The organism is Thermodesulfobacterium hydrogeniphilum (assembly GCF_000746255.1).
GTDB classification, from domain to species: Bacteria; Desulfobacterota; Thermodesulfobacteria; order Thermodesulfobacteriales; family Thermodesulfobacteriaceae; genus Thermodesulfobacterium; species Thermodesulfobacterium hydrogeniphilum.
Genome location: NZ_JQKW01000006.1, coordinates 138,079 through 162,399, shown reverse-complemented (window position 1 = coordinate 162,399; position 24,321 = coordinate 138,079). Strand labels below are relative to the sequence as shown.

Here is a 24,321-nt window from a genome sequence, read left to right as displayed (position 1 = left end):
GGAGGGACTTATGGATAGTGTAGAAGAATTAAGAAAAAAATTAAACCATCCAGACGAAGCTGAAAGAATTTATACAGTGCATGATATTATGGACAATAATATTACTGAACTTCTTCCAGATTTAGTCGAAAAATTAGTCACTGACGAAAGCATAGCGGTTAAAGACGCTATAGTAGAAGCTTTAAAAAATATGGATATTTCTTCTATTTATGAAAGACTTTTTGAACTATTTTCTTCTCCAGATGCCTATTTAAGGAATGCAGCTGTAGAAATTTTTGCTTCAAGTTTAGATAAAGAAGGAGCTGTAGCCTTTTTAGCTTCTAAACTTGATCACTCTAATAAAGAAGTTCGAAAACTTATTTTAGATAGTTTAGTTGGGCTTGGCACACCATCAGCTCTTATGGCTATAAGGGCTTCTCTTTATGACTCTTCTAAAAATGTTCAAATTACAGCTGTAGAATACTTAGGAAAATTGAGAGATAAAGAAAGTTTACCAGAATTGATAGAACTTTTTAAAAAAGATCCTGAGCCCATGCTTAGAGTTTCAATTTTACATGCTTTAAGAGAAATAAAAGAAGGATTTAAAATAAAAGATATTATCAAAATGGTTTTACCTGAAAAAAAGGTTACAGAGGAGAATATAATTTTCTTGCCAGAACTTATAAAATTAGTAGCAGATTTAGGCGAAAAAGATGATATTATCTATTTATTAGAGATTGTTAAATATGATCCAGCTTATGCTTACGATTTAATAAATTTTTTAATTAAAATTTGTCAAAGATTTCCAGAATTAAAAAAATTAGAGCAAATTTATAATATTTATCAATACATTAAAGACGACCCTACTGTAGAGGAAGGACTAAAAACCTATTTAGGTGAGGGTTGTTTTAATGGAAGGAATTAATCTTACTTTAGAAGATTTTGAAAAATTTGCAGATTTTATTTATAGAAAAACTGGTATCCGTTTTGATCAAAAAAAATTTTATTTTCTTTCTAAGAGAATAGAAAAACGTATGCAGGAATTGGGTATTACAGATCCCATTGCTTATTTAAGGAGACTTAAATTTGGAGATAAAAACGGTGAAGAACTCCAAAATTTAGTTGATCTTATTACTATAAATGAGACCTATTTTTTTAGAGATTTTCCTCAACTTCAAGCCTTTGCAGAATACTGTTTGCCTGAGGTGGTGGAAAGAAAGATAAAAATAAGGGATGATAGTTTAAAAATTTGGTCAGCAGGCTGTTCCACAGGAGAAGAACCTTATACTATTTCGATTATTTTATATGAAATGTTAGAAGATGTTAATAGCTGGAGTATTGAAATTTTAGCAACTGATATTGATAAGGAAGCTTTAAGAAAAGCTCAAGAAGGAATTTACGATTGGAGAAGTGTAAAACATGTTCCTACAGAATATTTAAAAAAATATTTTGAAATAATAAAAGATAAATACAAAATAAAAGATGAGGTTAAAAAATTGGTTAAATTTGAGCATTTAAATTTAATGGATTTTCCAGTTTTAAGAAAAAAACGGGGTTTTGATTTCATTTTTTGTAGAAATGTTCTTATTTATTTTGATGAAATTTCCCGCAAAAAAGTAGTGGATCATTTTTATATTGCCTTAAATAAAGGGGGATATATTTTTCTTGGAAGTTCTGAATCTTTAGCTCGTATTACCAATGCCTTTAAAATTAAAAGATTAGGGGGACATATAGTTTATACTAAGGAGTAAAGTTATGAAGAAGATAAGAAAGGTTTTAATAGTAGATGATTCCCACGTAGTTAGAAGTTTCCATGGAAATATTTTGAAATCAGCAGGTTTTCAAGTAGATGGTGCTGCAGATGGAGTGGAGGCTTTGGAAAAAGCTTTAACAGATGAATATGATTTAATTCTTTGTGATATAAATATGCCAAGAATGGATGGATTAACTTTTATTAAGAAGTATAGAGAATTAGATAAAGAGACACCCATAATTATTATTACCACTCAAGAAGAAGCTATTAATAGACAAAAAGGATACGAAGCGGGAGCTAATTTGTATATAGTAAAACCTGTTAAACCTCAGGCTTTAATTACACATATTAAAATGCTTTTAGGAGGAGAATAAACTATGTTTGAAATAAAAAAGAAAAACAGCACTGTAAAAATTTATTTAAAGGAAACTTGTTCTATTATGGAAATAGAGGAATTTTATAATGAAATCACAAAAATTGTTAAGAATAAAAAAATAAAAAAATTTGAAATCATTCCTTCTAAGGAGTGTAATATAGATACTTCTTATTTTCAAATCTTGATATCTTTAAAAAACTCGGGATTCAATATAGGATTTCCTAAAGGAAAGAAGAGTTTAGAAGAAATAGAGACTCTCTACGGAATTGAAATTTAAGGAGGTTTTTATGGGTAAAAAAATTCTTATTGTAGATGATGCTGCTTCTATGAGAGGATTAGTCGCTATGACTTTGAAGAAAAGCGGATATGAGGTTGTAGAAGCTTCTGATGGAAAAGATGCTCTTACCAAACTTTCTTCGGTAGGTAAGGTAGATTTAATAATTACCGATTTAAATATGCCTAATATGGATGGAATAGAACTAATTAAAACTTTAAAAGCAGATATGAAGTATAGATTTATTCCAGTAATAATGCTCACTACAGAAAGTCAAGAAGCCAAAAAAGAAGAAGGAAGGAAAGCAGGAGCTAAAGCTTGGATTGTAAAACCTTTTAAACCAGATGTCCTCGTAAGTGTAGTAAAGAAAATTATAGGATAAGGGGTGTTAAATATGATGATGGATGAAATGGAATATTATCGTAGACAATTCTATATAGAAGCTAAAGAAATTATAGAAAAGGCAACCGAAGATGTTTTAAAAGCTGAAACAGAACCTGATAATATAGAACTCCTTAATTCTATCTTTAGAGGGGTTCATACTATTAAAGGAAGTGCAGGTGGATTTGAACTGGAAGAAATATCAGAATTTGCTCATCACTTAGAAACTTTACTTGATAAATTAAGAAATAGAGAAATACAACTTACCTCTGAAATTGTGGATATAATTTTAAATGGACTTGACTATATAGCTAAAATGATTGAAGATTGTGAAAAAGGACTTAAACCAGAGATAAATTATGAATTAATAGAAAAATTTAAAAGTTTTGCTATTCCAAACAAAGAATCTGAAAATATTAGAGATATCGAAACTTCTGAAAAGATACATAAAGAAGAAGCAGTTTCTATTAAAAAAGAAGAAATACCTTTAGATATAGTTGAAAATTTAAAGGATTATTATGAAAGAGGTTATAAAGTATATAAAATATTGGTAAAATATACTACAGATGAATATGTAAATGGTTTTGATCCTTTAATTTTTCTTAAAAATCTAAAATCCAATACAGTTTACTATCAAGCTATAACAGATATTTCCACCGTTCCTCCTTTAAAGGATTTTAATCCTTTAACTCTTTATTTGCAACCTGTAATTTATATCGCAACAGATTTAAATACAGAAGAGATAAAAGACTTAGTTTTTGATGAAACTTTAATTGAAATTATAGACTTATCGTTACAGTTTAAAGTTCCTGAGGAAGCTGAAGAATTTATTCCTTTTGAAGCTATAGATAAAGATGTTTTTAATGAATTCATGATAGATGCTTTTGAAGCTTTAGACACTATAGAAAAAAATATCCTTGCTTATGAAAAGGATAATTCTTTAGAAGCGTTAAATGCAATTTTTAGAGCTGTGCATACTTTAAAAGGAGATGCTGATTATATTGGTCTAAATGTTTTAGCTAAATTTTGTCATAATTTGGAAACACTCCTTGAAAGATTAAGATCTGGAAAAGTTAAAAGAACTCCAACAATTATAGATACTTTGTTGAAAGCTATAGATATTCTAAGAATTACTATTGTTAATTTAAAAACTAATAAAGGGTATCCTTCTACTATTCATCAGATAGAAAATGAGTTAAAAGAGATTTTATCTTCTAAAGAATCTTTAAAGGAGAAACCAATCTTATCTAAGGAAACTTTGCCTCCGGAAGACACACTTAACATTTTTTTAGATCAGGCTTCTCAATTTAGAGATATCATAAAAATTTATCTTCCTAAGGGTTTAGATGAGCAGAATTTAAAAATTATTTTAAGAGCTTTGAGAAGTATAAAATCTTCAGCTTCTTATATTGGACTTTATACTCTTTCTCAAATGGTAGAAAGAGCGTTATCTCTTCATGAAGAGAAAAAAATTGAAGATTTTCAAAAAGAATTAAAAAGCATTGAAGCCTTTTTAGAAGGTCTTTTATCTGGAGGAGCTAAAAAATTAGGCGAAATTTTATTAGAAGATCAAAAAATTACTGAAAAAGATTTAAAAGAAGCTTTATCTAAACAGAAAAAGATAGGGGAAATTTTGATTGAAGAAGGAAAGATTAAAAAAGAAGATGTGCAAGAAGCACTTAAAAAGCAGAGACTTATGGAAACAGGTGCTCAACTTAGTTCTAAGGTTACTGTTAAGGCAGAAGAAGAAATTAAAACAATGAGAGTTGATGAAAGGAAGATTGATAATTTAACCAATCTTATAGGGGAATTAGTGGTAGTAAGGAATACTTATGAATATTTATTAAATTCTCTAATTAATCTTTTTGAGCTTGATAGACAATTTTTACGTGCATTTAAAGATAATCTTTATCAACTTACCAGACTCTCTTACAGTCTCCAAGAGGGTGTAATGTCTCTGAGAATGATCCCTATAAAGAATATATTTCAGAGATTCCATAGAGCAGTACGAGATATAGCAAGAAAACAAGGTAAATTAATAAAACTTATTACTGAGGGAGAGGAGACAGAAATAGATAAAAAAGTTGCAGATATGCTTTCTGATCCTTTAATTCATTTAGTTAGAAATGCATGTGATCATGGAATTGAACCTCCTGATGAAAGAAAAGCCAAAGGGAAACCAGAAGAAGGTACAGTTATTTTAAATGCTTTTCAAGAAGGAAGCAATCTTATTATTAAGATAATTGACGATGGAAAAGGAATTGATAGAGAGAAACTTTTTGAAAAAGCTAAAGAAAAGGGCTTCAATTTTCAATCACCAGATGATCCAGAGCTTTTAAATGTTATTTTTATGCCAGGATTTAGCACTAAAGAAAAAGCTACAGATATTTCAGGACGCGGTGTTGGGATGGATGTAGTTAAAACTACAGTAGAATCCTTAGGCGGAAAAGTATATATTAGCTCAGAAAAAGATTGGGGCACAGAAGTTACTTTAGTAATTCCTACCAGCATTGGTATAACATCTGCCCTTCTAATAGAAGAAAATAATAAAATCTTTGCTATTCCTATTGATTATGTTTTAGAGACTCTTAAAATTCCTGCAGTAGAGCTAAAAACTCTTCATGATAGAATAGGAATATACTATAGAGGTTCTATCTTACCTTGCGAAAAATTAACAAATTTACTCTATAAAAATGAAAGAAGTTCTAAAAGAAATTTTCAAAAAGAAAAAGAAGTTTCTATTGTGGTTTTAAAAACCCGCACAGGAAAGTTTGGTATTCTGGTAGATAAACTTCATAAAAAAAATGAGATAGCAATTAAACCAGTTCCTGATATTCTTTTAGGCATAGAATTTGTTTCTGGAGTAACGATTATGGGTGATGGAAATGTTGTTCTGGTTTTAAATCCAGAAAAAATTATTTAAAAAAAAAGGAGCCTTTTATGAATTTACTTGTCTTAGGAATTGTAGTTTTATTGTTTATTACCTTTGGAGTAATTTCTCTTTTCATAATATTAAAAAAAGAGAGCAATATAAAAAAACTTAAAAAAAGAAATAAACTATTGGAAAAAGAAATTGAGAAATTGACAGAAAATTTAATAAATGTAAAAAAAATTTTTATAAGACAGAAAGAAATGTTGAATGTAATTTCTGAAACTATTCAATCTGCTACTTCTAATATTTCTACCGCTACTCAAGAAAGTATTAGTAAATTTATGGAGCTTTCAGAAGAATTTGATAAAATTGCTGCTTCAGATGTAGAAAAAATTGACTTAATTCATAAAAAAGTAAATTTTAATCTTTGTGAAATGGTTGGTTTTAGATTAGAAGGTAAATCTTGCGAGTTCAAAGAAGAATGTCAAAAAGAAAAATTATGTCAAAATTTGAATAATAGTGAAAAAATTTATATAGAATTAAAAAAATTTTTAAAAAAAGTAGTTTCTTCTGTAGAAGATAGTGAGTTTACTAAGGAAATTACAGGAAAATATAGGATAAAAACTTTGGTAGAAAATATCGAAAATATTAGTAAAATTTCAGAAGGAATTGCTGATATTGCAAAACAAACTAAATTATTAGCTTTAAATGCAACTATTGAAGCTGCAAAAGCTGGAGAGCATGGTAAAAGTTTTGCAGTGGTTGCTAATGAAATAAAAAAATTAGCAGATTTTAGCTCTAAATTTGTAAATGAAATTAAAGATATCATTTTAGAATTTCAAAAAAATATAAAAAAGTTTGAATCTTTATATGTTATTTTTGCTGAAGAAACAGTAGAAATCTTAAAAAGATTAAATTTAATTGAAAAATTTGCAAAGGAATTAATAGAAAATATAATAAAAATAAAAAAAGAACATCAAAATTTTATTAAAAAACATTCTAACATTTACGAAAATATTAACCAGATTATCTTTAACCTCCAATTCGAAGACATAACTAACCAGATGAACCAGCATACCTTAAAAATAATAGAAAAAATAAAAGAAGAAATAGAAGAAAATGAGTTGGACAAATTAAAAGATGATTTGGTTAAAGCAGGAATAAAAACTGAGATTTTAAAAGAACTGGAAAATTATTATACTATGGAAAAGGAAAGAGAAATAGCAAGAAAAACTTTGGAAGAACTTGTGAAAATTTCAGAAAAGAAAGAAGATGAGGAAGGGGTTACTTTTTTTTAAGCTCTAATACTAATATAATCACTTACTAAAATCGTTTTAAAAAATCTAAAAGTCAGATGTTATATTTTTTAAAAAAATCTTTTTCTGGTGTTAAGAATAGTTTTTTACAACTATGTTTTTATGTCAGAAAAATAAAATAATATAGAAAATGTTAAAGAAAAAACAAAAATCTGAACCCTCCACAAGGAGGGTTCAGATTTTTAAATTATATTCTTATTATCTCAAGAGTTGAAGGACTAACTGAGGTAAGGAGTTAGCCTGAGCAAGCATTGCTATAGTAGATTGCATTCTAATCTGATAGGTGGTGAACTCAGCCATTTCTTTAGCATAGTCAGTATTTCTAATGACAGATTCAGCCTGTTTGGTGTTATCATAAGCAGTTTTCTGAGAGTCATAAATAGACTGCAAATTATTCATAGTAGCACCAATTTGAGCACGCACCTTGTCAACTTTTTTCATGGCTATTTCTGCTATCATCATTCCTGTTTCAGCTCCAGAGTTATCTGTTACATCTATAGCAAATAAGTTTTTAAATTCAGAAGCTGTAGTGCTACCAATGTCTATGGTGCCTAAAGCTGAAGAAATACCGCTTAAATCTGCTGAAAAACTATCATCATCTGCAATGAACAATTCACCTACTCTTATAGCTGCAGCACTACTTGCTCCACTTTGGGCAGTAGCTCCCTGAATCAACTGATCCAAATTCACTGTATCACTGGTACCAACACCTGTTACTTCCACACCTATAGTTTCTCCGTTTGTAGCTGTAAGAACAAGTCTTCCATTGTCTTCCTTAGCTGTAAGATTAGCTCCTACAGTAGCAGCTTCTCTATTAATCTGTTCTATAAGATCGGTCAATGTTATTGTTCTATCTATATTTGTAAGACTAAAACTCTTATCTCCTACATAAAATGTCAAAGATACAGTCCCTGTTCCACTTGCAATAGCATTATATTCATTAGCAATACTTACATTTACTGCTTTAGCTTCAAATCCCACATCATATAATTTAGTATTAATTTCATTTGCTATCTTTGCAGCATCTATAATATAGTTACTTCCATTTTTATAAGTTGCAGTGATGGATCTTCCTCCAACAGCAACCGTGGTACCGCTTGTCAACACATAATTAGTTAAATTTGTAATAGCTCCTGTACCAGAACCAACACTTCCTTGAGAATGAATCATGTGAGCACCAATATTTTGAGCTCTTACATCTGAAATACTAATATATACAGTCTGCTCCATTCTCACACCATAATGGATATACTTATCACTAAAATTTCCGTTAAGAAGCTTAATTCCGTTGTATTCTGTATCATTAGCAATTTTCTGAATAGCATCTACAAAATTCATGATTTCCTGTTGTAAAGCTGAACGAGCATTTGGATCATTAATATCATTAGCTGCATTTTGAGTTCTTACATAAATTTCTTGTAATTTATCATAAATTTGACCAGCAGCAGACTCAGCAATTTGTAAAGCAGAAATTCCTGTCTGGATGTTTTTATTACCCTGATCATAAGCTTTGGCAATTGTCCCAAGCATGTCCGCGATGAACAGTCCTGCAGAGTCATCTGCAGCACTGAGAATTCTTAAACCTGTAGAAAGTCTTAATAAACTTTTGTTCATAGCCCTTTCATTTCTTATAAGGGCTGTATGTGTTTGTGCAGCTGCTTCGTTAAAGTTAATTCTTACAGCCATATGAGCCACCTCCTTTTGTTTTTGTTGTTTTCTTTTTTCTGTATATATTTATCGGCAATCCTTTGAAAAACTTTAATATCTTATTTGAAACCAAAACAAAATTATCTTTTAAAGAGATTTAAAACTTTTACTTGAAAATTGAAAACTTTGGAATATATTATAAAGTGCTTTTTGTTGAATATATTTAGAAGGAGGATTGTGATATGTCCAAAATTTGTGAAATTTGTGGTAGAAGACCTCGTGTAGGAAATAAAGTTAGTCATTCTGGAAAAAGAGCAAGTAGATGGTGGTATCCTAATATTCAGAAAATAAGAGTAAAATTACCCAATGGACAGGTTAAGAGAATAAAAGTTTGTACCCGTTGTTTAAAAGCTGGAAAAGTTCAAAAAGCTGTAGGCTAAATTAGTTTTCTTTCTACACTTAAAACTCCTTCTACTTTGAAAATGTTAGATATAATTTTATCTAAATGATTTTTATTTGATACTTCTATATAAAAGTCAAAAAAGGCTTTTTTATCTGAAGTTGTTTTTAATTCAGCTTTCAAAATATTACTTTCTGAAGTAGAAATAGCTGAAGATATATTTGCTAAAAGCCCTTTTCTATCTATACACACTATTCTTAAATGAACAGGATAAGTTCTATTATCAAGCTTACCCCATTTTACTTCTATAAATCTTTCTGGATCTAAATCTTTAAGATTAGGACAATCTATTCTATGTACTGATATACCTTTTCCTCTTGTTATATAACCTATCACTTCATCTCCAGGAATTGGTCTACAACATTGAGCTAAATGAAATAAAACATTTTCTGTTCCATCCACTATAATTACATCTTTTGAAGGTTGAGGCAAAATCTCTATTTTTTCTAATTGCTCTGGAATAACTTCTTTCTCTAAGGATATAGTCTCTTTAAATTTTTCTCTGCAAAGTTTAGCTACTTGCTTAGATGTAATTTTTCCACTTCCCACATAATAAAATAAATCTTCTATGGTCTTGATCTTTAAAATTTTAAGTACAGAACGAAAATCTAATTCTTTAGAAAGTACATGAGGAGATATATCAAATTTTTTTAATTCTTTAATTAGTAATTCTTTACCCAAGGAGACAAGTCGTTCTCTTTCTTCTCTGTTAAACCATTGTTTAATCCGGCTTCTTGCTCTACCTGTAACTACAATTTTTAACCAATCTCTGCTTGGTTTTTGATAAGGTGAGGTTTCTATTTTCACTATATCTCCTGTCTGAAGTTTATAGTCTAAAGGCACCAACTTGTCATTAACATAGGCTCTTACACATCTATTTCCTATTTCTGTATGAATAGTATAAGCAAAATCAAGTGGTGTAGCTCCTATAGGAAGAGTTATAACATCTCCTTTTGGAGTGAATACATATATTTCCTCTGGAAATAAATCTAATTTTAAAGAATCAAGAAATTCTCTGGGGTGTTTTAATTCTTTTTGTAATTCTACCAATTTATTAAGCCATTCTAAATATTTATATTGGTGATGTTTTGAAGAAAAAAAACCCTCTTTATAAAGAAAATGTGCAGCAATTCCTTCATTAGCTATCTGATCCATATATTTAGTTCTAATCTGAATTTCTACCTTTTTACCTTCAGGACCAAGCACCGTAGTATGGAGACTCTGATACATATTAGGTTTGGGAAGACTTATATAATCTTTAAACCTTCCAGGAATAGGGGTCCAAAGGGCATGTACCAAACCCAAGGTTTTATAACATTCTTCTACTGTATTCACAATAGCTCTGAAACCAATAATATCATAAATTTGGTCTAAATCATTTATAGTAAGATTATATTTCTGAAGTTTTTTATAAATACTATATAAATGTTTAACTCTTCCAAGAACCTTCCCTTTGATATTATTTTTCTCTAATAAATCTTGTAAAATAGACTTTACTTTTTCCACATATTCTTGAGAGGCTGCTACTCTTTTTTCTACCTCCTCTTTTAATTTTTCATATTCTTGAGGATAAAGATATTTAAAACAAAGATCTTCCAGTTCGCTCTTTACCCAATCAATACCCAATCTACCAGCTAAAGGAGCATAAATCTCCAGAGTTTCTTTAGCAATCCTCTGTCTTTTGTGCTCTGGTTGATACTGGAGAGTTCTCATATTATGAAGTCTATCTGCCAGTTTAACTAAAATTACTCTTAAATCCTTAGACATTGCAAAAAGAATTTTTCTTATATTTTCTGCTTGTTTACTGATCTTATTTATAGGACCTGGCAAGTTTTTTAACTTGGTAACACCATCTACAATAAAAGCTACTTCTTTACCAAACTCTTTTTCTATATCTTCCAAAGTAATAGAGGTGTCTTCTACAGCATCATGAAGAAGCCCTGCAGCAATAGTAGGTAAATCTAATTTCATCTGGGCCAAAATATAAGCTACTTCCATAGGATGAGAAAGATAAGGTTCTCCTGATTTTCTAACTTGACCTTCATGCAGACGAGCAGCCCATTCGTAAGCCTTCTCTACCAATCGGGTATTACATCCCGGTAAATAACTCTGAATTTGGTCTAAAATCTTACTTAATGTAACCATCCTAAATATTAAATTTAAATTCTATTTGTTTTTTTACAAGTTAAAAGTTATTTAAAGGAGAATCTTTTTGACTTCTGAAATGATATTTTGATAAGTAAGACCATAGATTTCTCTAAGAGTTTTGAGATCTCCATGTTCTACAAATTTATCAGGCAGGCCTATTTTTTTAAATTTTACTGAAATACCTTCCTCAATTAATAATTCAGAAACAGCAGACCCTAAACCTCCCAGTTTTGCATTTTCTTCTACAGTTAAAATCCTTTGGGTTTTTTTAGCTTGTTCTATAATCAAATCTTTATCCAAAGGTTTTAAAAATCTCACATTTATTACACCTACAGATATTCCTTCTTTTTCCAATTCTTGAGATGCTTTTAAAGCCTGATAAACCATATTGCCTATAGCAATGATAGTCAAATCTTTCCCATCTTTAAGTAACTCCGCTTTACCTAAGGGAATTTCTTTAAAATCCCAATCTAATTCTACATTTTCTCCTTCTCCTCTTGGATATCTAATAGCCACGGCTCCAGGATATTTTAAAGCATTATAAAGCATGTGCTGCAATTCATTTTCATCCTTAGGCGCCATTATAATCAAATTAGGAATAGGTCTTAAATAAGAAAGATCAAAAGCCCCATGATGAGTAGGACCATCTTCTCCTACTAACCCTGCTCTATCTATAGCAAAAATAACTTTAACATTATTTAAAGCTACATCATGAATAATTTGATCATAAGCCCTTTGTAAAAAAGTAGAATATATAGCACAAACAGGAATAAATCCTTCTAAAGCCAAACCAGTAGCAAAAGTTACAGCATGCTGTTCACAAATTCCTACATCAAAAAATCTATCAGGATATTTTTCTGAAAAAGCTTTAAGCCCTGTTCCTGACCTCATCGCAGCTGTTATAGCAACAAGTCTGGGTTCAATTTCTGCCAATCTTAACATGGTTTTACCAAAAATTTCAGTATAAGTTGGAGGAGCATCTTTCTTTTTCAAAACCTTTCCTGTCTTTACATCAAAAGGTCCAACCCCATGAAAAGTCTCTGGATCCCTTTCAGCATAAGGATATCCTTTACCTTTTTTAGTAATAACATGAAGTAATACAGGCCCCTTTATATTTTTGATGTTTTCTAAAATGGTAATAAGTGATTCTAAATCATGACCATTTATAGGACCTATATATTCAAAATTTAAAGCAGTAAACAAAGCTCCAGGAGAAATTGCTATTTTTAAAATTTCTTCGCCTTTTTTTAGAAAATTTATTATGTTATCTCCTCCAGGAAATTTATAAGCCAGATGTTCTATCTCTTTTTTTATAAATCTTACTAAATTACTTGTTAATCTTTTAGACACAAAAGAAGACAAAGCTCCTACATTAGGAGCTATAGACATTTCATTATCATTAAGAATCACCAAAAGATCTTCTTTTTGAAAACCTGCATTATTTAAACCTTCAAAAGCAAGTCCAGCAGTAATGGCTCCATCTCCGATAACAGCTATAACTTTACCCTCTTCTTGTTTTATCCTTAAAGCTGTAGCTACACCAAGCCCAGCAGAAATAGAGGTGCTACTATGTCCTGTATCCAGAATATCATGAGAACTTTCACTCCTCTTTGGGAAACCCGCAATCCCTTTATATTTTCTTAAAGTTGGGAAACTATTTCTTCTACCTGTAATTATTTTATGAGTATAACACTGATGCCCTACATCCCATATAATCTTATCCTTGGGAGAATTAAAAACATAATGTAAAGCTAAGGTTAACTCCACAGTTCCCAAATTAGGAGCAAGATGGCCTCCATTTTTAGAAACTACTTCTATAATATAATCTCTAATCTCTTGAGCCAAGGCTTTTAAATGTGAAATTTTCATTTTCTTTAAGTCCTCTGGTGAATTAATCATTTTTAAAAACTTAGCCATACTTTAATAGACCCTATTCAAAACAAATTCTGCTATAGCTTTTAAAGGCTGGGCTTTTTCTCCAAAAATGGATAAAACAGAGATTGCTTTATTTATATATGCCTCAGCAAGTTCCTTAGTTTTTTCCAAACCTAAAAGAGCAGGATAAGTCAATTTTTGTTTCTTTACATCAGAAAAAACCTTTTTGCCAAGTTTCTTTTCATCACCTATAATATCTAAAAGGTCATCCACTATTTGAAAAGCCAGACCCAAGTTTTTTCCATAAGAAGATAAAACTTTAATCTCTTTTGTCTTACCTCCCCCTAACAAAGCTCCACTAACGATAGAGGCCTCTATAAGACGAGTGGTTTTATTAAAATGAATCCATTTTAAAGCTTTTATGCTTCCTTTTTTACCTTCCATAAGAAGATCTGCCATCTGACCACCAACCATGCCCTCAAAACCAATAGCTTTGGAAATTATATAAATAGCTTTTAAAAGTCTTGTTTTGCTGACTTTTTTAACCAAGTCTGGATGAGTAAAAAATTCATAAGCAAGTGATTGAAGACCATCTCCTGCTAAAATAGCAGTAGCTTCGTTAAAGGCTTTATGACAAGAAAGTTTGCCTCTTCTGTAATCATCATCATCCATAGCTGGTAAATCATCATGAATTAAAGAATAAGTATGAATACACTCTATACCTGCTGCGAAAAGCAAAATGTTTCTCCAATCTCCTCCTACCACCTCACAACCTGCCAAACAAAGCACAGGTCTAATTCTTTTTCCACCAGCAGAAAGACTATACTTGGCAGCTGTGATAACCTTTGCCCCGTATCCTTTTTCTTCTGGAAAATATTTAAATAAAATTTCTTCTATTTTTTCTTTTTTTTCTTTTAGATAAGATTTTAAATCAAAATTAATTGCCATTTTTAAGAATCTCTATAGCTTTTTCAAATTCTTCTAATCTAAAACCTTCTTTTTCTTTAATAATCACTTCTACTCTTGTTCTGGCATTTTTAAGCTTTTGTTCGCAATAGTAAATTAGTTTAAGCCCTTCTTCATAAAGTTCTATGGCTGTTTCTAAATCAAGATCTTTATTCTCAAGCTGTTTTAAAATATATTCTATTCTTTTTAAAGCCTCTTCAAAATTTAAATCTTTGTTATTTTCTATCATACAGCTATGTCTCCACTTTTTTCACTTCAACTAAAACTTTACCTTTAGAAAAATAAATTTCCAAAAATTGTCCCTCACTAACATCTTGAGCTATTTTTATTATTCTACCATCAGGATAACTTTTTACTATACTATATCCTCTTTGTAAAATATTTAAAGGGGATAAAGAATCAAGAAGTTTCTGTAAACTCTCCAACTTTCTTTCTTTGGTTTCTAAAAAGTTGTTCAAGGCTGATTTTAATCTATTTTTTAAAAATTTAAGCCTTTCTTCTTCCAAACTTATTTTTTCCTGAGGATGTTTTTTTCTTAATCTGTTTTTTATTTCTGTTAAACGGCTTTCTTTAAAGGATAAAAATTTTTCCATTCTTAAAATCAAATTATGCGTATAATCTTTAAGCTGTTTTTCCAGATTATTAATAATTTTAAAAGGATTTCTATTTTCAAGAGTCAATTTTAATTCATAAAGTTGTTTTTCTCTTTTAGAGATAATTATTTCTAAAAGTTGTTGATATTTCTTTTTATAAATTTCAAGTCTTTTAAAAACTTCTTCTTTATCAGGAACCACATCTTCTGCTGCAGCAGTAGGAGTTGGGCATCTTTTATCTGCAATAAGATCACAAATGGTATAATCTATCTCATGGCCTACTGCAGAAACTACAGGAATTTTTGAATCTTTTATACTAAGAATTATTTCTTCTGTATAAAAAGGAGCAAGATCCTCAAAAGAGCCACCACCTCTTGTAATAACAATAATTTCTACATCCTTGAAATACAGATTTATATCTTCTACAGCTTGAGATATTTCTTTTTCTGCACCTTCTCCTTGAACTCTCACAGGATATACTAAAATTTCCAGATCCCATCTATTATGACTTATTTTTAAAAAATCTTTTAAAGCTGCTCCAAAAAGCGAAGTAATGATTGCTATTTTTTTAGGATATAAAGGTAAAGCTTTTTTTCTATTAGGATCAAAAAGGGGTTTATATTTTCTTATAAGTTCTTCTTTTTTTAAAGCTAATAAGCCTTTACCTAAGGGTTCTATTCTTCTAACAATAAAATAACAATCCCCAGAGCGGAGGTAAAAATTAAGTCTTCCGAAACATAAAACTTTTAAACCGTTTTTTAAATAAGGAACAATACTCTGATCTTTATCTGAACTAAAAATCATAGCTTTAAGAGAAGCCTCTTCTTCTATAAGATTAAAATAAACATTACCGTTCTGACTATAACGTAAATTTGCGATCTCTCCTTCTACCCACAAAACCGGGAAATTCTTTTCAATAAGATTTTTTAGATTTAAAGCAATTTCTTTAACAGTAAAATAAAGTTTTTCTTTAAAGTCAGTGGTAGAAATTAAGGTTTCATGTCTGTTCATAATTAAAAACTTTAGAATTTTTGTAAAAATTTTAAAGTATTATTTTAAAAATTCAATAGACAAGAGGTTTTGATCTTGACATATTTTAAAAATTTATTATATTTTAATTTAGTTTAAGATCGCGGGGTGGAGCAGCCAGGTAGCTCGTCGGGCTCATAACCCGAAGGTCGTGGGTTCAAATCCCACCCCCGCAACCATTTCTCTTAAAAGTAATTCTTGTTATTTATCAAATTGGGAGGTCTTTTTAATTAAATCATAACTGGAGTTGAAAAGTGAGAGAAATTGAACGAATAAAAAACCAAATTTTAAGACATCTTGTTAAAAATCCTGCTACTTTTTGGGAATTAATTAATTATCAAGATTCCCATCTGGTTAATTTTCTTAATGCTATAAAAGATTTAATGAATTCCGGTATTATTAAATATGAAAAACCTTATTTTTATTTAGTTAAAAAAGATATTAATACAAATCCTTATAACAATCCAGGATGTCTCCATTGTTCTCCTTTTTCTAAAAATCCTTATTGGAAAAAGATCCTAAATAAATTTTTAGAAATTACCAAAAACAGGCCTTTACCTACCAGTGATTTTGATCAGGGCTTTGTAAGACCTGAAGATACTTTAAAAAGAACTGCTTTTATATATGAGAGAGGAGATCTGGAAGATACAGAAATTTTTATACTTGGAGATGATGATTTAATTTCCTTAAGTATGGCACTCACTAAACTTCCTAAACGAATTGTAGTAGTAGAGATTGATGAGAGAATTAACAAATTTATAAAAGAAAAGGCTGAAGAAATAGGTTATAAAAATATAGAAGTTTATAATTATAATGTAATTGACAGCCTTCCAGAACATCTGCATAAACAATTTGATGTATTTGTTACAGATCCTGTAGAAACACAAAAAGGGCTTTTTCTTTTTGTAAGTAGATGTATTAGTGCTTTAAAAGGTGAAGGGTCTGTAGGTTATATGGGATTTACACATAGAGAAGCCTCTTTAAAAAAATGGCATGATTTTCAAAAGTTTCTTATAGATTCTGGCTTTGTATTAACTGATATTTTAAGAGATTTTACTATTTATCCTGAAGAAGAAAATCAATGGGAAGATTTTTATAAAACTTATAAAATTATGAAAGAATTTGATTTGAACCTTCCTACAGTAGATTGGTATAAATCCTGTTTATTAAGATTTGAAGTTGTAGAAGGTCCTAAAATTATAGATATAGAAGTTCCCAAAAATTTAGAAGAATTATATTTTGATGATGAATCCTGGGCAACCCCTTTACCCTCTTACTTAGAAAAAAATAAATAAAGGAGTGATACAATATGGCTTATACTACCTCTGATTTTAAAAGAGGTCTTAAAATAGAATGGGAAGGGAAACCATACGAAATTTTAGAATATCAACATGTAAAAGTTTCTAAAAATCAACCTACTGTAAGAACAAAATTAAAGGATTTAATTACTGGTAGAGTTTTAGAAGTAAATTTTAGAGCCGGAGAGAAATTTGAAAAACCGGATTTTCAGGAAAAAGAAATGCAATATTTATATAAAGACAAAGATCAATATGTCTTTATGGATCTTGAAGACTATGATCAGATCTATGTAGATGAAAAAGATATTGGAGAAGCAGGTAAGTTTTTAAAAGAAAATCTTAATGTGTATGTAATGTATTATAAAGGAAAAGTTATAGGAATAGAACTACCTAACATTGTGGAGTTAGAGGTTATAGACACAGAACCAGGGGTAAGAGGTGATACTGTAGGTTCTGCCACAAAACCTGCTACCTTAGAAACCGGAGCTGTTATTCAGGTTCCTTTATTTATAAATAAAGGTGATAAGATAAAAGTGGACACAAGAACAGGAGAATACATAGAAAGGACAAGTTAAAATGCTTACTCTTAAAAAACTTCAGGAATTTAAAGAATATTTAGAAAGTGGTGCTTTTATAGAAGACTTTGAAATGAGACCGCCTGATGGTCAAGCAGAAATGCTTGATATGATTGAGCTTCTTTTTGAGATTTGCGAACTGGTAGACGAAGTTATAAGTAAACATTTTTATAAAAAATGGGGAGAAGAAGTTTTAAAGAAATCTTCTTAAATGGTTTATTTTATAAGAGCTAAAAGCTATTATAGATATGCCTTGGATTTATATAAAGATCTACCCCATTTTTTAAAAAAACCTGAAGATCTTAAAAGAAAGGCTCAAGAAATCTTTAAAATAGGTTTAAAAGCTATTTGGTCTCTATCACAAATAAATCCTCCAGAAAAACCTCCTTCTTTGGAAGAATTGTGGAAAAAAACCTTAGAATCTGTAGAACCTGAAGATGTAGATAAATTAAAAAATATTAAAAACATATTATTTTCTGAAGAAAAAGAGCCTGAAAAAATCATAAAAACTGTAGAAACATTTTTAGAAATTATCAAAAAAAATATACAACCTATTTTGTGAAAAATTTAAAAGCTATTAAGATGTATTTTTTCTTTACCAGTTTAATATGTTGTTTGTCAAACAAGATTAAGGAATAATATTTTTGCAATTGCATAAACTTTGAAAAGTGATATTATAATAAAGGGGTTTTATGGAAAAAGATAGAATTGATGAATTTTTAAAAGTTTTAGCCTGTCCTAAATGTAAAGGGGATTTAGAATACAAAACCTGGGATGGAAAACAGGGATTTTATTGTAAAAAATGTCAGCTTTTTTATCCTATTGTAGATGATATTCCTGTAATGCTTATTGAAGAAGCTGAAAATGTAAAATTAGATTAAAATGAGTCATCCTCAAAAACCTTTTCCTAATCTTTTTTTTCTTGCTATTACTGGAAAAGATCTTTCTTTATGGGAAAAAGTTTTAATTAATTTAGAACCTGATTTGGGAAAAGTTGTTTTACAATCAGAAATATATGATTTTTCTTCTTTTACTTCCTATTATGCTAAAGAAATGGGAGAGACTCTCAAAAAGGGATTTTATTTTTTTGAAAGACTGAGAGAACCTGAATTTTTAATAGATTTAAAACATACATGCTATGAAATTGAAAGAGAACTGGCTGAGCCCTCTGGAAATAGAACAGTAAATCTTGATCCTGGATATATAGCTCTTTCCAAAATTGTCTTATCTACTTTTAAAGACTTTTCACATAGAGTTTACATTGGTAAAGGTGTTTTTGCTGAAGTTACTCTAATATTTAAAGGAAAAAGCTTTACAGAGCTTCCTTGGACCTATCCTGATTACAAACAACCTCAAATCATAGCCACTTTTAATAAAGCAAGAGAATGGTATAAAAATAAATTAAAAGGATTACAGTGCTTATAGATCATTTAGGAAGAATTATAGAATATTTAAGGATTTCTGTTACAGATCGTTGTAATTTTAGATGTATTTATTGTTCAACTCATCAGAATTGGAAATGGCTCTCTCATAAAGAAATTTTGAGATTTGAGGAAATAGAAAAAATTGTTAAAGTAGGAGCTAAATTAGGAGTAAAAAGGATTAGATTAACAGGAGGAGAACCACTTATAAGAAAAAATATAGAAATCCTTGTAGAAAAATTGTCTCAAATTCCCGGAATTGTAGATTTAAGTTTAACTACCAATGGGTTCTTTTTAGAAGAGCTTGGGGGAAAATTAAAAAAAGCCGGACTTAAACGTTTAAATATAAGCTTGGATACTTTAAATAAAGAAAAATTTAAAATACTCACAGGAGTAGATGCTTTTGAGAAAGTTTTAAAAGGAATAAATTTAGCTTTGGATTTAGGTTTTAATCCTGTTAAAATAAATGTTGTTGTAATTAAAGGTTTTAATGACGATGAAATTTTAGAACTTGCTAAATTAACTTTTGAAAAACCTTTAGAGGTAAGATTTATAGAATTTATGCCAATAGGAAAAAATTCTTTATGGAATGAAAATCATATTATAACAGCCCAGGAAATAAAAGAAATTTTAAACAAATATTCTCCTTTAATTCCCTCTAACTCTGTAGGAGGAGGACCTGCTAAGGTTTTTAAATGGAAAAATACTTTAGGAAAAATAGGTATAATTTCTCCTATTTCTGAACATTTTTGTTATAAATGTAATAGATTAAGAATTACTCCAGATGGTAGATTAAGGCCTTGTCTTTTTTCAGATAATGAAATAAATTTAAAGCCTATACTAAGAGGAAATAAAGGAACTTTAGAAGAGGCTTTTGAAAGAGCTTTAAGAATTAAACCTGCTAAACATCATCTTAATTTTACTAAAAGACCTATGAGAGCTATAGGAGGTTAAATGTCTAAAAAAGGAGGGAAAGCGCAAGAGAAAAGACACCAAATCTGGATTAGCTCTGGAACTTTAAAATCTGAATTCCCTGATAGAGCTTTGAAACTTTATAAACCTCTCCCTAAGGGAACTTATGTTCTTGTAGAACTTCCTGATCAAAGAAAGGAAGTTTTTATACTTACTCAAGTTTCTTATAAAATACCTTTTGATATAGAAGGTCTTCCTGTGGTATTAAGAAAAGCCAATTTAAAAGAGAGGAAAGAGTTTGAGAGAAAATTAGAACTTGAAGAAAAAGGTAAAGAATTTTGTCTTCAATTTGCTAAGGAATTAGGATTACAGATGAATTTAGTAAGAGTAGATTGTTTTTTTGACAGAAGCAAAATTATTTTTTATTATACTGCAGATGGAAGAATAGATTTTAGACAACTAGTAAAGGAATTAGCCAGAGCTTTAAGAATGAGGATTGAAATGCGACAAATAGGGGTAAGAAATGAAACAGCTCTTATAGGAGGAATAGGATTTTGTGGGAGGGAATTCTGCTGTGCCAGGTTTTTAAAACAATTTACACCTCTATCCATAAGAATAGCAAAAGAACAAGGGCTTATTTTGGATCCTAATAAAATTTCAGGTCCCTGTGGCAGACTTCTCTGTTGCTTAGCCTATGAAATGAATGTTTATAAAGAATTTTTAGAAAATCTTCCTAAAATAGGTAATAAAATTAGAATCAATGGCGAATCTTATAAAATTCTTAAATATAACATCTTCCAAAAAGCTGTATATCTGGAAAATAAAGATGGTATGATAATTCAAATACCTGTAAATGACATAAAATCTTTTATAGAAGAACATGCAGAAGATATAACTGAAGACCATCTTAAAACTTTAGAAGAGGAGGAATAAATCTATGAAAATCTATCTAACTACTCCGATTTATTATGTTAATGCTTATCCTCATTTAGGGCATGCTTATACTACAATTGTGGTAGATACACTTGCAAGATTTTATAGATTAAAAAATTGGGAAGTCTTCTTTTTAACAGGAACTGATGAACACGGAGATAAGATTCAAAAATCAGCAAAAGATAAAGGAAAAAATCCTCAGACTTTTGTTGATGAAATTAGTTCAGTTTTTAAGAAAAACTGGGATTATTTTGGTTTAACTTACAATAAATTTATAAGAACTACTTATCCTGAACATAAAAAGGTTGTTCAGTTTGTTTTGCAAAAACTTTATGAGAAAGGAGAGATTTATTTAGATGAATATGAAGGTTTATATTGTTTTGGTTGTGAAAGATTTCTTACCAATAAAGAACTTGATGAAGAAGGAAGGTGTAAAGATCATAAAACCAGACCAGAATATATAAAAGAAAAAAACTATTTTTTTAATTTAGAAAAATACAGAAACTGGTTAAAAGACTACATTCATAAGAACGATTTGATTTATCCTGAATTTTACAAAGAGGAAGTTTTAAATATGTTAGAAGAAGAGCTTCCTCCCCTTTGTATATCTCGCCCTAAAATTAGGCTTTCCTGGGGAATAGAGCTTCCTTTTGATACTAATTATGTAACTTATGTTTGGTTTGATGCTTTACTTAATTATTTAACAGGAATAGAATATCCTGATAATCCTCAATGGAAAGATTGGTGGGAAAATGCCCATCATATTATAGCAAAAGATATCTTGAAACCTCATGCTATTTACTGGCCTATTATGCTAAAAGCTTTGGATTTACCAGTTTATAAAAAACTTCTGGTTCATGGATACTGGTTAGTTGATAAACTAAAGATGTCAAAATCCTTGGGAAATATTGTAGATCCTGTAGAACTTGCTAAAAAATTCGGAAAAGATCAATTAAGATATTTTCTCTTAAGAGAAATGGCTTTTGGTTATGATGGAGAATTCAGTTTGCAAGCTTTTATTACAAGAATTAATGCAGATTTAGCTAATGATTATGGAAATTTGATTTATAGAACTTTAAATTTAGTAGAAAAGTATTTTGAAAGTAAAGTTCCGCAGTTGGAAGAGCTTAAAGATGAAGATAAAAATTATCTCGCTTTGATTGAGAAAGCTTTAAAAGAATATGAAAATCTTTTTACAAGGTTTCAATTTCACAGAGCTTTGGAAAAACTCTGGGAAGCCATAAGAGAAGGAAATGTCTATATAGATCGCACAGCTCCATGGAACGAAATAAAAAAGGGGAATAAAAAAAGAACTGCTACCATTTTAAGAATTATATTAGAAGCTATTAAAAGTTTTGCTATTGCTCTTTATCCTGTTATGCCAGAAAGTTCTCAAATTCTTTTAAATAATCTTGGTTATGATAAAAATCTCATTTGGGAAGATGTTTTAAATTTCAAGGGTTTGAAAGAAGATGTTTTAATTACCAAAGGAAAACCTCTTTTCCCAAGAATAGATGAAAAAATTTTAGAAAAAGCTGAAAAAGGAGAAAAGTCTATGGAAGAAAAGAAAGAAAAACCAGAATTATTATCTATAGAGGAGTTTCAAAAATTAGATCTTAGAATAGGTAAAATTATTTCTGCAGAAAAGGTTAAAGGAACAGACAGACTTTTAAAATTAGAAATTTTATGTCCTGAAAAAAGGCAAATTGTTTCTGGAATAGCGGAATATTATAAACCTGAAGATTTAATAGGGAAGGAAGTGGTATTAGTAGCAAATTTAAAGCCAGCCAAAATAAGAGGTGTATTATCAGAAGGGATGATATTAGCTGCAAAAGATAAAAATGGACTTTGCTTAATAATCCCGGAAAAAGAGGTGGAACCAGGCGCAAAAGTTAAATAAAATTAAGGGCTGGTTTAGCCCGGAGGCCAGCCCATTTCTCTTCCTGCTAAAATATGGAAATGAATATGAAATACAGTCTGTCCTGCCTCTTCTTTACAATTAACAACTACTCTGTAACCTCTATCCGCAAAACCAAGATCCTTGGCTAATTTATTTATCACTAAATAAATATGACCTATAAGATCTTTGTCATCTTCTGTAAGCTCTAAAAGTGTAGAAATGTGCTTTTTTGGAATTACTAAAATATGAAAAGGTGCTTGAGGATTAATATCATGAAAAGCTAATACTTTATCATCTTCATAAATTATGTTAGCAGGAATCTCTTTTTTAGCAATTTTACAAAAAATGCAATCCATAACCCAACTCCTAAGTTAATTTTAATTCTCTTATTTGAAAATTGTAAAACATAAAAAATTTAAGTCAAGATTTTTAAACAAAATAGCCCCCGAAGGGGCTGAGGTGTGGTATGAAGGTTAAAATGCCAAGTTCCATCTTACACCATAAACGAATCCTTCTTTATCTTCTTGATCGCTTTTGTAATTATCATTTAAATACTGAAAATCTAAAGTAATATCTGAACTTAATCTATCTTGTGTAAAAAGAGGAAATTTAGCATAAGCTTCTATAGCATGAGTATTAGAAATATCAGCTTTATCAGCTCCATCTAAATAGGCATACCCAATTCCAAGTTCATTTCCTCCTCTACCAAGAAAACTAAAGGGAATGTTTACTCCAAAAGAAATAAGATATTCATAATCAATCTGAGCCTTATCATCCTGCCATCCTGCTCTTAAAAAGGCTCCTAATTTGTCTTTTATAATATCTTGATCCACAGAAATACCTATCCCTTTAAGCCTCTCTTTTTCAGTATTTGTCCAATTAGGAAATCTTTTATTAGTCATAAAACCATAAATTCTATAGTTACCCTCTCCAAGAGAATTTTCCCAATGGTATCCCAATTGCAAAGCATAATATTGATAAAAAGTATTAACATCAGTATCCTTAGTTTGCATACCAAGTAATTTTATTGAAATAGGTCCTTTATTAAACTCAGCCACTGCACCCAGATCATAACTTGGAGGTGTAGTTAAAGGGGTATTTACAAATACATCATTCATGAATTGAGAAATTTCATCATTTGCAAATCTATTATCATCTATATAAACAGTAGCATCAATAATTCCTAAGGTCAATTTTAAGGAAGTATCTTTATCAAAGTTAAAATCATGAGCATACCAAAGTTCTAAAACAGCATCTTGATCTTTATGACCGTTTATATTTTTAACATCATCTTCTAAATCATCTGCATTAGGTGCAAGATTAAAAGGTGATACATCTTTCACTCCATTACCACTGGCAAAGCTACCTGTAATATGAAACTCATCCACATCAGTTGGAGTAAAAGATAAACCCAAATCTACAGCTCCAGAACCACGATCATGATCTTTAAAATTTCCTTGTGTTTTATCTAAATATTGATAAACACCTGTAAAAGTACCCTCAAAAGAGATTTTACCATTTAAGTCATAAGCAAAAACCGAAATACTGGGGACTAATAATAAACTTCCCATTGCCAAAGCAAAAGCGGTTTTCCTCATGATATCCCTCCTTTA

The 24,321-nt window shown here is 29.9% G+C and carries 25 protein-coding genes and 1 tRNA gene; 18 read left to right on the top strand and 8 right to left on the bottom strand.

Translation table 11 applies throughout. The features are described 5' to 3' along the window. Window positions 1-10 precede the first annotated feature (10 nt). The 7 genes from CC87_RS01355 to CC87_RS01325 are packed head-to-tail and all read left to right on the top strand — an operon-like array spanning window position 11 to window position 6,933. Complete coding sequence (locus tag CC87_RS01355; RefSeq protein ID WP_038055288.1) at window positions 11-904, top strand: HEAT repeat domain-containing protein; 894 nt, start codon at window positions 11-13, stop codon at window positions 902-904. Beyond that, a complete protein-coding gene (locus CC87_RS01350; protein ID WP_038055284.1) occupies window positions 891-1,730 on the top strand; it encodes a CheR family methyltransferase in 840 nt (279 codons plus the stop codon). Before CC87_RS01355 ends, CC87_RS01350 begins: the two co-directional genes overlap by 14 nt. 4 nt (window positions 1,731-1,734) lie before the next feature. Continuing rightward, complete coding sequence (locus CC87_RS01345) at window positions 1,735-2,106, top strand: response regulator (protein WP_038055283.1); 372 nt, start codon at window positions 1,735-1,737, stop codon at window positions 2,104-2,106. Window positions 2,107-2,109: 3 nt separating this feature from the next. Continuing rightward, on the top strand, window positions 2,110-2,385 hold the full coding sequence (locus tag CC87_RS01340) for a hypothetical protein (RefSeq protein WP_038055282.1): 276 nt from the start codon (window positions 2,110-2,112) through the stop codon (window positions 2,383-2,385). A 10-nt stretch (window positions 2,386-2,395) separates the two neighbouring features. Then, window positions 2,396-2,764 carry a response regulator gene (locus CC87_RS01335; protein WP_038055281.1) on the top strand — a complete coding sequence of 123 codons (369 nt, stop codon included), beginning with the start codon at window positions 2,396-2,398 and terminating at the stop codon, window positions 2,762-2,764. 12 nt (window positions 2,765-2,776) lie between these two features. Next, window positions 2,777-5,686 (top strand): chemotaxis protein CheA, encoded by a 2,910-nt coding sequence (locus tag CC87_RS01330; protein ID WP_038055280.1) that lies wholly within the window; start codon window positions 2,777-2,779, stop codon window positions 5,684-5,686. Between the two features lie 17 nt (window positions 5,687-5,703). Then, window positions 5,704-6,933 (top strand): methyl-accepting chemotaxis protein, encoded by a 1,230-nt coding sequence (locus CC87_RS01325; protein ID WP_038055278.1) that lies wholly within the window; start codon window positions 5,704-5,706, stop codon window positions 6,931-6,933. A gap of 216 nt (window positions 6,934-7,149) precedes the next feature. Here the strand turns inward: CC87_RS01325 and CC87_RS01320 are convergent, their stop codons facing one another. After that, window positions 7,150-8,637: a flagellin N-terminal helical domain-containing protein gene (locus CC87_RS01320; RefSeq protein WP_038055276.1), complete on the bottom strand. Its 1,488-nt coding sequence runs from the start codon at window positions 8,635-8,637 to the stop codon at window positions 7,150-7,152. Window positions 8,638-8,840: 203 nt separating this feature from the next. Here CC87_RS01320 and rpmB point away from each other — a divergent pair, with 203 nt between their 5' ends. After that, window positions 8,841-9,038, top strand: coding sequence for a 50S ribosomal protein L28 (gene rpmB, locus CC87_RS01315; protein ID WP_038055274.1), 198 nt, complete (start codon window positions 8,841-8,843; stop codon window positions 9,036-9,038). Here the strand turns inward: rpmB and CC87_RS01310 are convergent. From CC87_RS01310 to xseA, 5 genes are read right to left on the bottom strand one after another with little or no spacing between them, the layout of a single operon-like run. Continuing rightward, window positions 9,035-11,203 (bottom strand): RelA/SpoT family protein, encoded by a 2,169-nt coding sequence (locus tag CC87_RS01310; protein WP_038055266.1) that lies wholly within the window; start codon window positions 11,201-11,203, stop codon window positions 9,035-9,037. The two genes, rpmB and CC87_RS01310, sit on opposite strands and share 4 nt — an antisense overlap. Before the next feature lie 51 nt (window positions 11,204-11,254). Beyond that, window positions 11,255-13,123 (bottom strand): 1-deoxy-D-xylulose-5-phosphate synthase, encoded by a 1,869-nt coding sequence (gene dxs, locus CC87_RS01305; protein ID WP_038055256.1) that lies wholly within the window; start codon window positions 13,121-13,123, stop codon window positions 11,255-11,257. Window positions 13,124-13,126: 3 nt separating this feature from the next. Continuing rightward, entirely contained in the window at window positions 13,127-14,029 is a 903-nt protein-coding gene (locus CC87_RS01300) for a polyprenyl synthetase family protein (RefSeq protein WP_038055253.1), read from the bottom strand. Further along, window positions 14,019-14,276, bottom strand: a complete 258-nt coding sequence (gene xseB / locus CC87_RS01295; RefSeq protein ID WP_038055252.1) for an exodeoxyribonuclease VII small subunit — start codon at window positions 14,274-14,276, stop codon at window positions 14,019-14,021. The genes CC87_RS01300 and xseB overlap by 11 nt, the downstream gene beginning before the upstream one ends. Before the next feature lie 4 nt (window positions 14,277-14,280). Further along, window positions 14,281-15,651: an exodeoxyribonuclease VII large subunit gene (xseA, locus tag CC87_RS01290; protein ID WP_038055250.1), complete on the bottom strand. Its 1,371-nt coding sequence runs from the start codon at window positions 15,649-15,651 to the stop codon at window positions 14,281-14,283. 120 nt (window positions 15,652-15,771) lie between these two features. Between xseA and CC87_RS01285 the strand changes: the two genes are divergently transcribed. The 10 genes from CC87_RS01285 to metG all read left to right on the top strand — a co-directional run bounded on the left by CC87_RS01285 (window position 15,772) and on the right by metG (window position 22,708). Further along, window positions 15,772-15,848 (top strand) — tRNA-Met (locus CC87_RS01285). A gap of 75 nt (window positions 15,849-15,923) precedes the next feature. Next, the gene (locus CC87_RS01280; RefSeq protein WP_038055248.1) at window positions 15,924-16,964 is read left to right on the top strand and encodes a bis-aminopropyl spermidine synthase family protein; all 1,041 of its coding nucleotides are present in this window, start codon (window positions 15,924-15,926) and stop codon (window positions 16,962-16,964) included. Between the two features lie 14 nt (window positions 16,965-16,978). Continuing rightward, the gene (gene efp, locus CC87_RS01275; protein ID WP_038055247.1) at window positions 16,979-17,542 is read left to right on the top strand and encodes an elongation factor P; all 564 of its coding nucleotides are present in this window, start codon (window positions 16,979-16,981) and stop codon (window positions 17,540-17,542) included. Between the two features lies 1 nt (window position 17,543). Continuing rightward, window positions 17,544-17,753, top strand: coding sequence for a hypothetical protein (locus CC87_RS01270; RefSeq protein ID WP_038055245.1), 210 nt, complete (start codon window positions 17,544-17,546; stop codon window positions 17,751-17,753). Then, window positions 17,754-18,104 (top strand): hypothetical protein, encoded by a 351-nt coding sequence (locus tag CC87_RS01265; protein WP_038055242.1) that lies wholly within the window; start codon window positions 17,754-17,756, stop codon window positions 18,102-18,104. A 130-nt stretch (window positions 18,105-18,234) separates the two neighbouring features. Beyond that, on the top strand, window positions 18,235-18,423 hold the full coding sequence (locus CC87_RS01260) for a Trm112 family protein (RefSeq protein WP_038055236.1): 189 nt from the start codon (window positions 18,235-18,237) through the stop codon (window positions 18,421-18,423). Between the two features lies 1 nt (window position 18,424). Then, entirely contained in the window at window positions 18,425-18,967 is a 543-nt protein-coding gene (locus CC87_RS01255) for a DUF4416 family protein (protein WP_051920399.1), read from the top strand. After that, window positions 18,958-19,917: a GTP 3',8-cyclase MoaA gene (moaA, locus tag CC87_RS01250; RefSeq protein ID WP_038055226.1), complete on the top strand. Its 960-nt coding sequence runs from the start codon at window positions 18,958-18,960 to the stop codon at window positions 19,915-19,917. The genes CC87_RS01255 and moaA overlap by 10 nt, the downstream gene beginning before the upstream one ends. Then, window positions 19,918-20,808 carry a PSP1 domain-containing protein gene (locus CC87_RS01245; protein WP_051920397.1) on the top strand — a complete coding sequence of 297 codons (891 nt, stop codon included), beginning with the start codon at window positions 19,918-19,920 and terminating at the stop codon, window positions 20,806-20,808. A 4-nt stretch (window positions 20,809-20,812) separates the two neighbouring features. Then, window positions 20,813-22,708 carry a methionine--tRNA ligase gene (metG, locus tag CC87_RS01240; RefSeq protein ID WP_038055223.1) on the top strand — a complete coding sequence of 632 codons (1,896 nt, stop codon included), beginning with the start codon at window positions 20,813-20,815 and terminating at the stop codon, window positions 22,706-22,708. Window positions 22,709-22,722: 14 nt separating this feature from the next. On the opposite strand, the gene CC87_RS01235 is transcribed toward metG, so the two are convergent. Next, on the bottom strand, window positions 22,723-23,064 hold the full coding sequence (locus CC87_RS01235; protein WP_038055221.1) for a histidine triad nucleotide-binding protein: 342 nt from the start codon (window positions 23,062-23,064) through the stop codon (window positions 22,723-22,725). 117 nt (window positions 23,065-23,181) lie between these two features. Continuing rightward, the gene (locus tag CC87_RS01230; protein ID WP_038055218.1) at window positions 23,182-24,306 is read right to left on the bottom strand and encodes a carbohydrate porin; all 1,125 of its coding nucleotides are present in this window, start codon (window positions 24,304-24,306) and stop codon (window positions 23,182-23,184) included. Window positions 24,307-24,321 lie beyond the last annotated feature (15 nt).

What these genes read in the sequence shown, in the direction of transcription:
- CC87_RS01300 (WP_038055253.1), bottom strand. Translation starts at nt 14,029, where the DNA reads ATGGCAATTAATTTTGATTTAAAATCTTATCTAAAAGAAAAAAAAGAA.
- CC87_RS01245 (WP_051920397.1), top strand. Translation starts at nt 19,918, where the DNA reads ATGTCTAAAAAAGGAGGGAAAGCGCAAGAGAAAAGACACCAAATCTGG.
- CC87_RS01335 (WP_038055281.1), top strand. Translation starts at nt 2,396, where the DNA reads ATGGGTAAAAAAATTCTTATTGTAGATGATGCTGCTTCTATGAGAGGA.
- CC87_RS01345 (WP_038055283.1), top strand. Translation starts at nt 1,735, where the DNA reads ATGAAGAAGATAAGAAAGGTTTTAATAGTAGATGATTCCCACGTAGTT.
- CC87_RS01320 (WP_038055276.1), bottom strand. Translation starts at nt 8,637, where the DNA reads ATGGCTGTAAGAATTAACTTTAACGAAGCAGCTGCACAAACACATACA.
- CC87_RS01230 (WP_038055218.1), bottom strand. Translation starts at nt 24,306, where the DNA reads ATGAGGAAAACCGCTTTTGCTTTGGCAATGGGAAGTTTATTATTAGTC.
- CC87_RS01325 (WP_038055278.1), top strand. Translation starts at nt 5,704, where the DNA reads ATGAATTTACTTGTCTTAGGAATTGTAGTTTTATTGTTTATTACCTTT.
- CC87_RS01350 (WP_038055284.1), top strand. Translation starts at nt 891, where the DNA reads ATGGAAGGAATTAATCTTACTTTAGAAGATTTTGAAAAATTTGCAGAT.
- dxs (WP_038055256.1), bottom strand. Translation starts at nt 13,123, where the DNA reads ATGGCTAAGTTTTTAAAAATGATTAATTCACCAGAGGACTTAAAGAAA.
- CC87_RS01340 (WP_038055282.1), top strand. Translation starts at nt 2,110, where the DNA reads ATGTTTGAAATAAAAAAGAAAAACAGCACTGTAAAAATTTATTTAAAG.
- efp (WP_038055247.1), top strand. Translation starts at nt 16,979, where the DNA reads ATGGCTTATACTACCTCTGATTTTAAAAGAGGTCTTAAAATAGAATGG.
- CC87_RS01270 (WP_038055245.1), top strand. Translation starts at nt 17,544, where the DNA reads ATGCTTACTCTTAAAAAACTTCAGGAATTTAAAGAATATTTAGAAAGT.
- rpmB (WP_038055274.1), top strand. Translation starts at nt 8,841, where the DNA reads ATGTCCAAAATTTGTGAAATTTGTGGTAGAAGACCTCGTGTAGGAAAT.
- CC87_RS01310 (WP_038055266.1), bottom strand. Translation starts at nt 11,203, where the DNA reads ATGGTTACATTAAGTAAGATTTTAGACCAAATTCAGAGTTATTTACCG.
- xseB (WP_038055252.1), bottom strand. Translation starts at nt 14,276, where the DNA reads ATGATAGAAAATAACAAAGATTTAAATTTTGAAGAGGCTTTAAAAAGA.
- CC87_RS01330 (WP_038055280.1), top strand. Translation starts at nt 2,777, where the DNA reads ATGATGATGGATGAAATGGAATATTATCGTAGACAATTCTATATAGAA.
- CC87_RS01355 (WP_038055288.1), top strand. Translation starts at nt 11, where the DNA reads ATGGATAGTGTAGAAGAATTAAGAAAAAAATTAAACCATCCAGACGAA.
- CC87_RS01260 (WP_038055236.1), top strand. Translation starts at nt 18,235, where the DNA reads ATGGAAAAAGATAGAATTGATGAATTTTTAAAAGTTTTAGCCTGTCCT.
- xseA (WP_038055250.1), bottom strand. Translation starts at nt 15,651, where the DNA reads ATGAACAGACATGAAACCTTAATTTCTACCACTGACTTTAAAGAAAAA.
- CC87_RS01235 (WP_038055221.1), bottom strand. Translation starts at nt 23,064, where the DNA reads ATGGATTGCATTTTTTGTAAAATTGCTAAAAAAGAGATTCCTGCTAAC.
- CC87_RS01255 (WP_051920399.1), top strand. Translation starts at nt 18,425, where the DNA reads ATGAGTCATCCTCAAAAACCTTTTCCTAATCTTTTTTTTCTTGCTATT.
- metG (WP_038055223.1), top strand. Translation starts at nt 20,813, where the DNA reads ATGAAAATCTATCTAACTACTCCGATTTATTATGTTAATGCTTATCCT.
- CC87_RS01265 (WP_038055242.1), top strand. Translation starts at nt 17,754, where the DNA reads ATGGTTTATTTTATAAGAGCTAAAAGCTATTATAGATATGCCTTGGAT.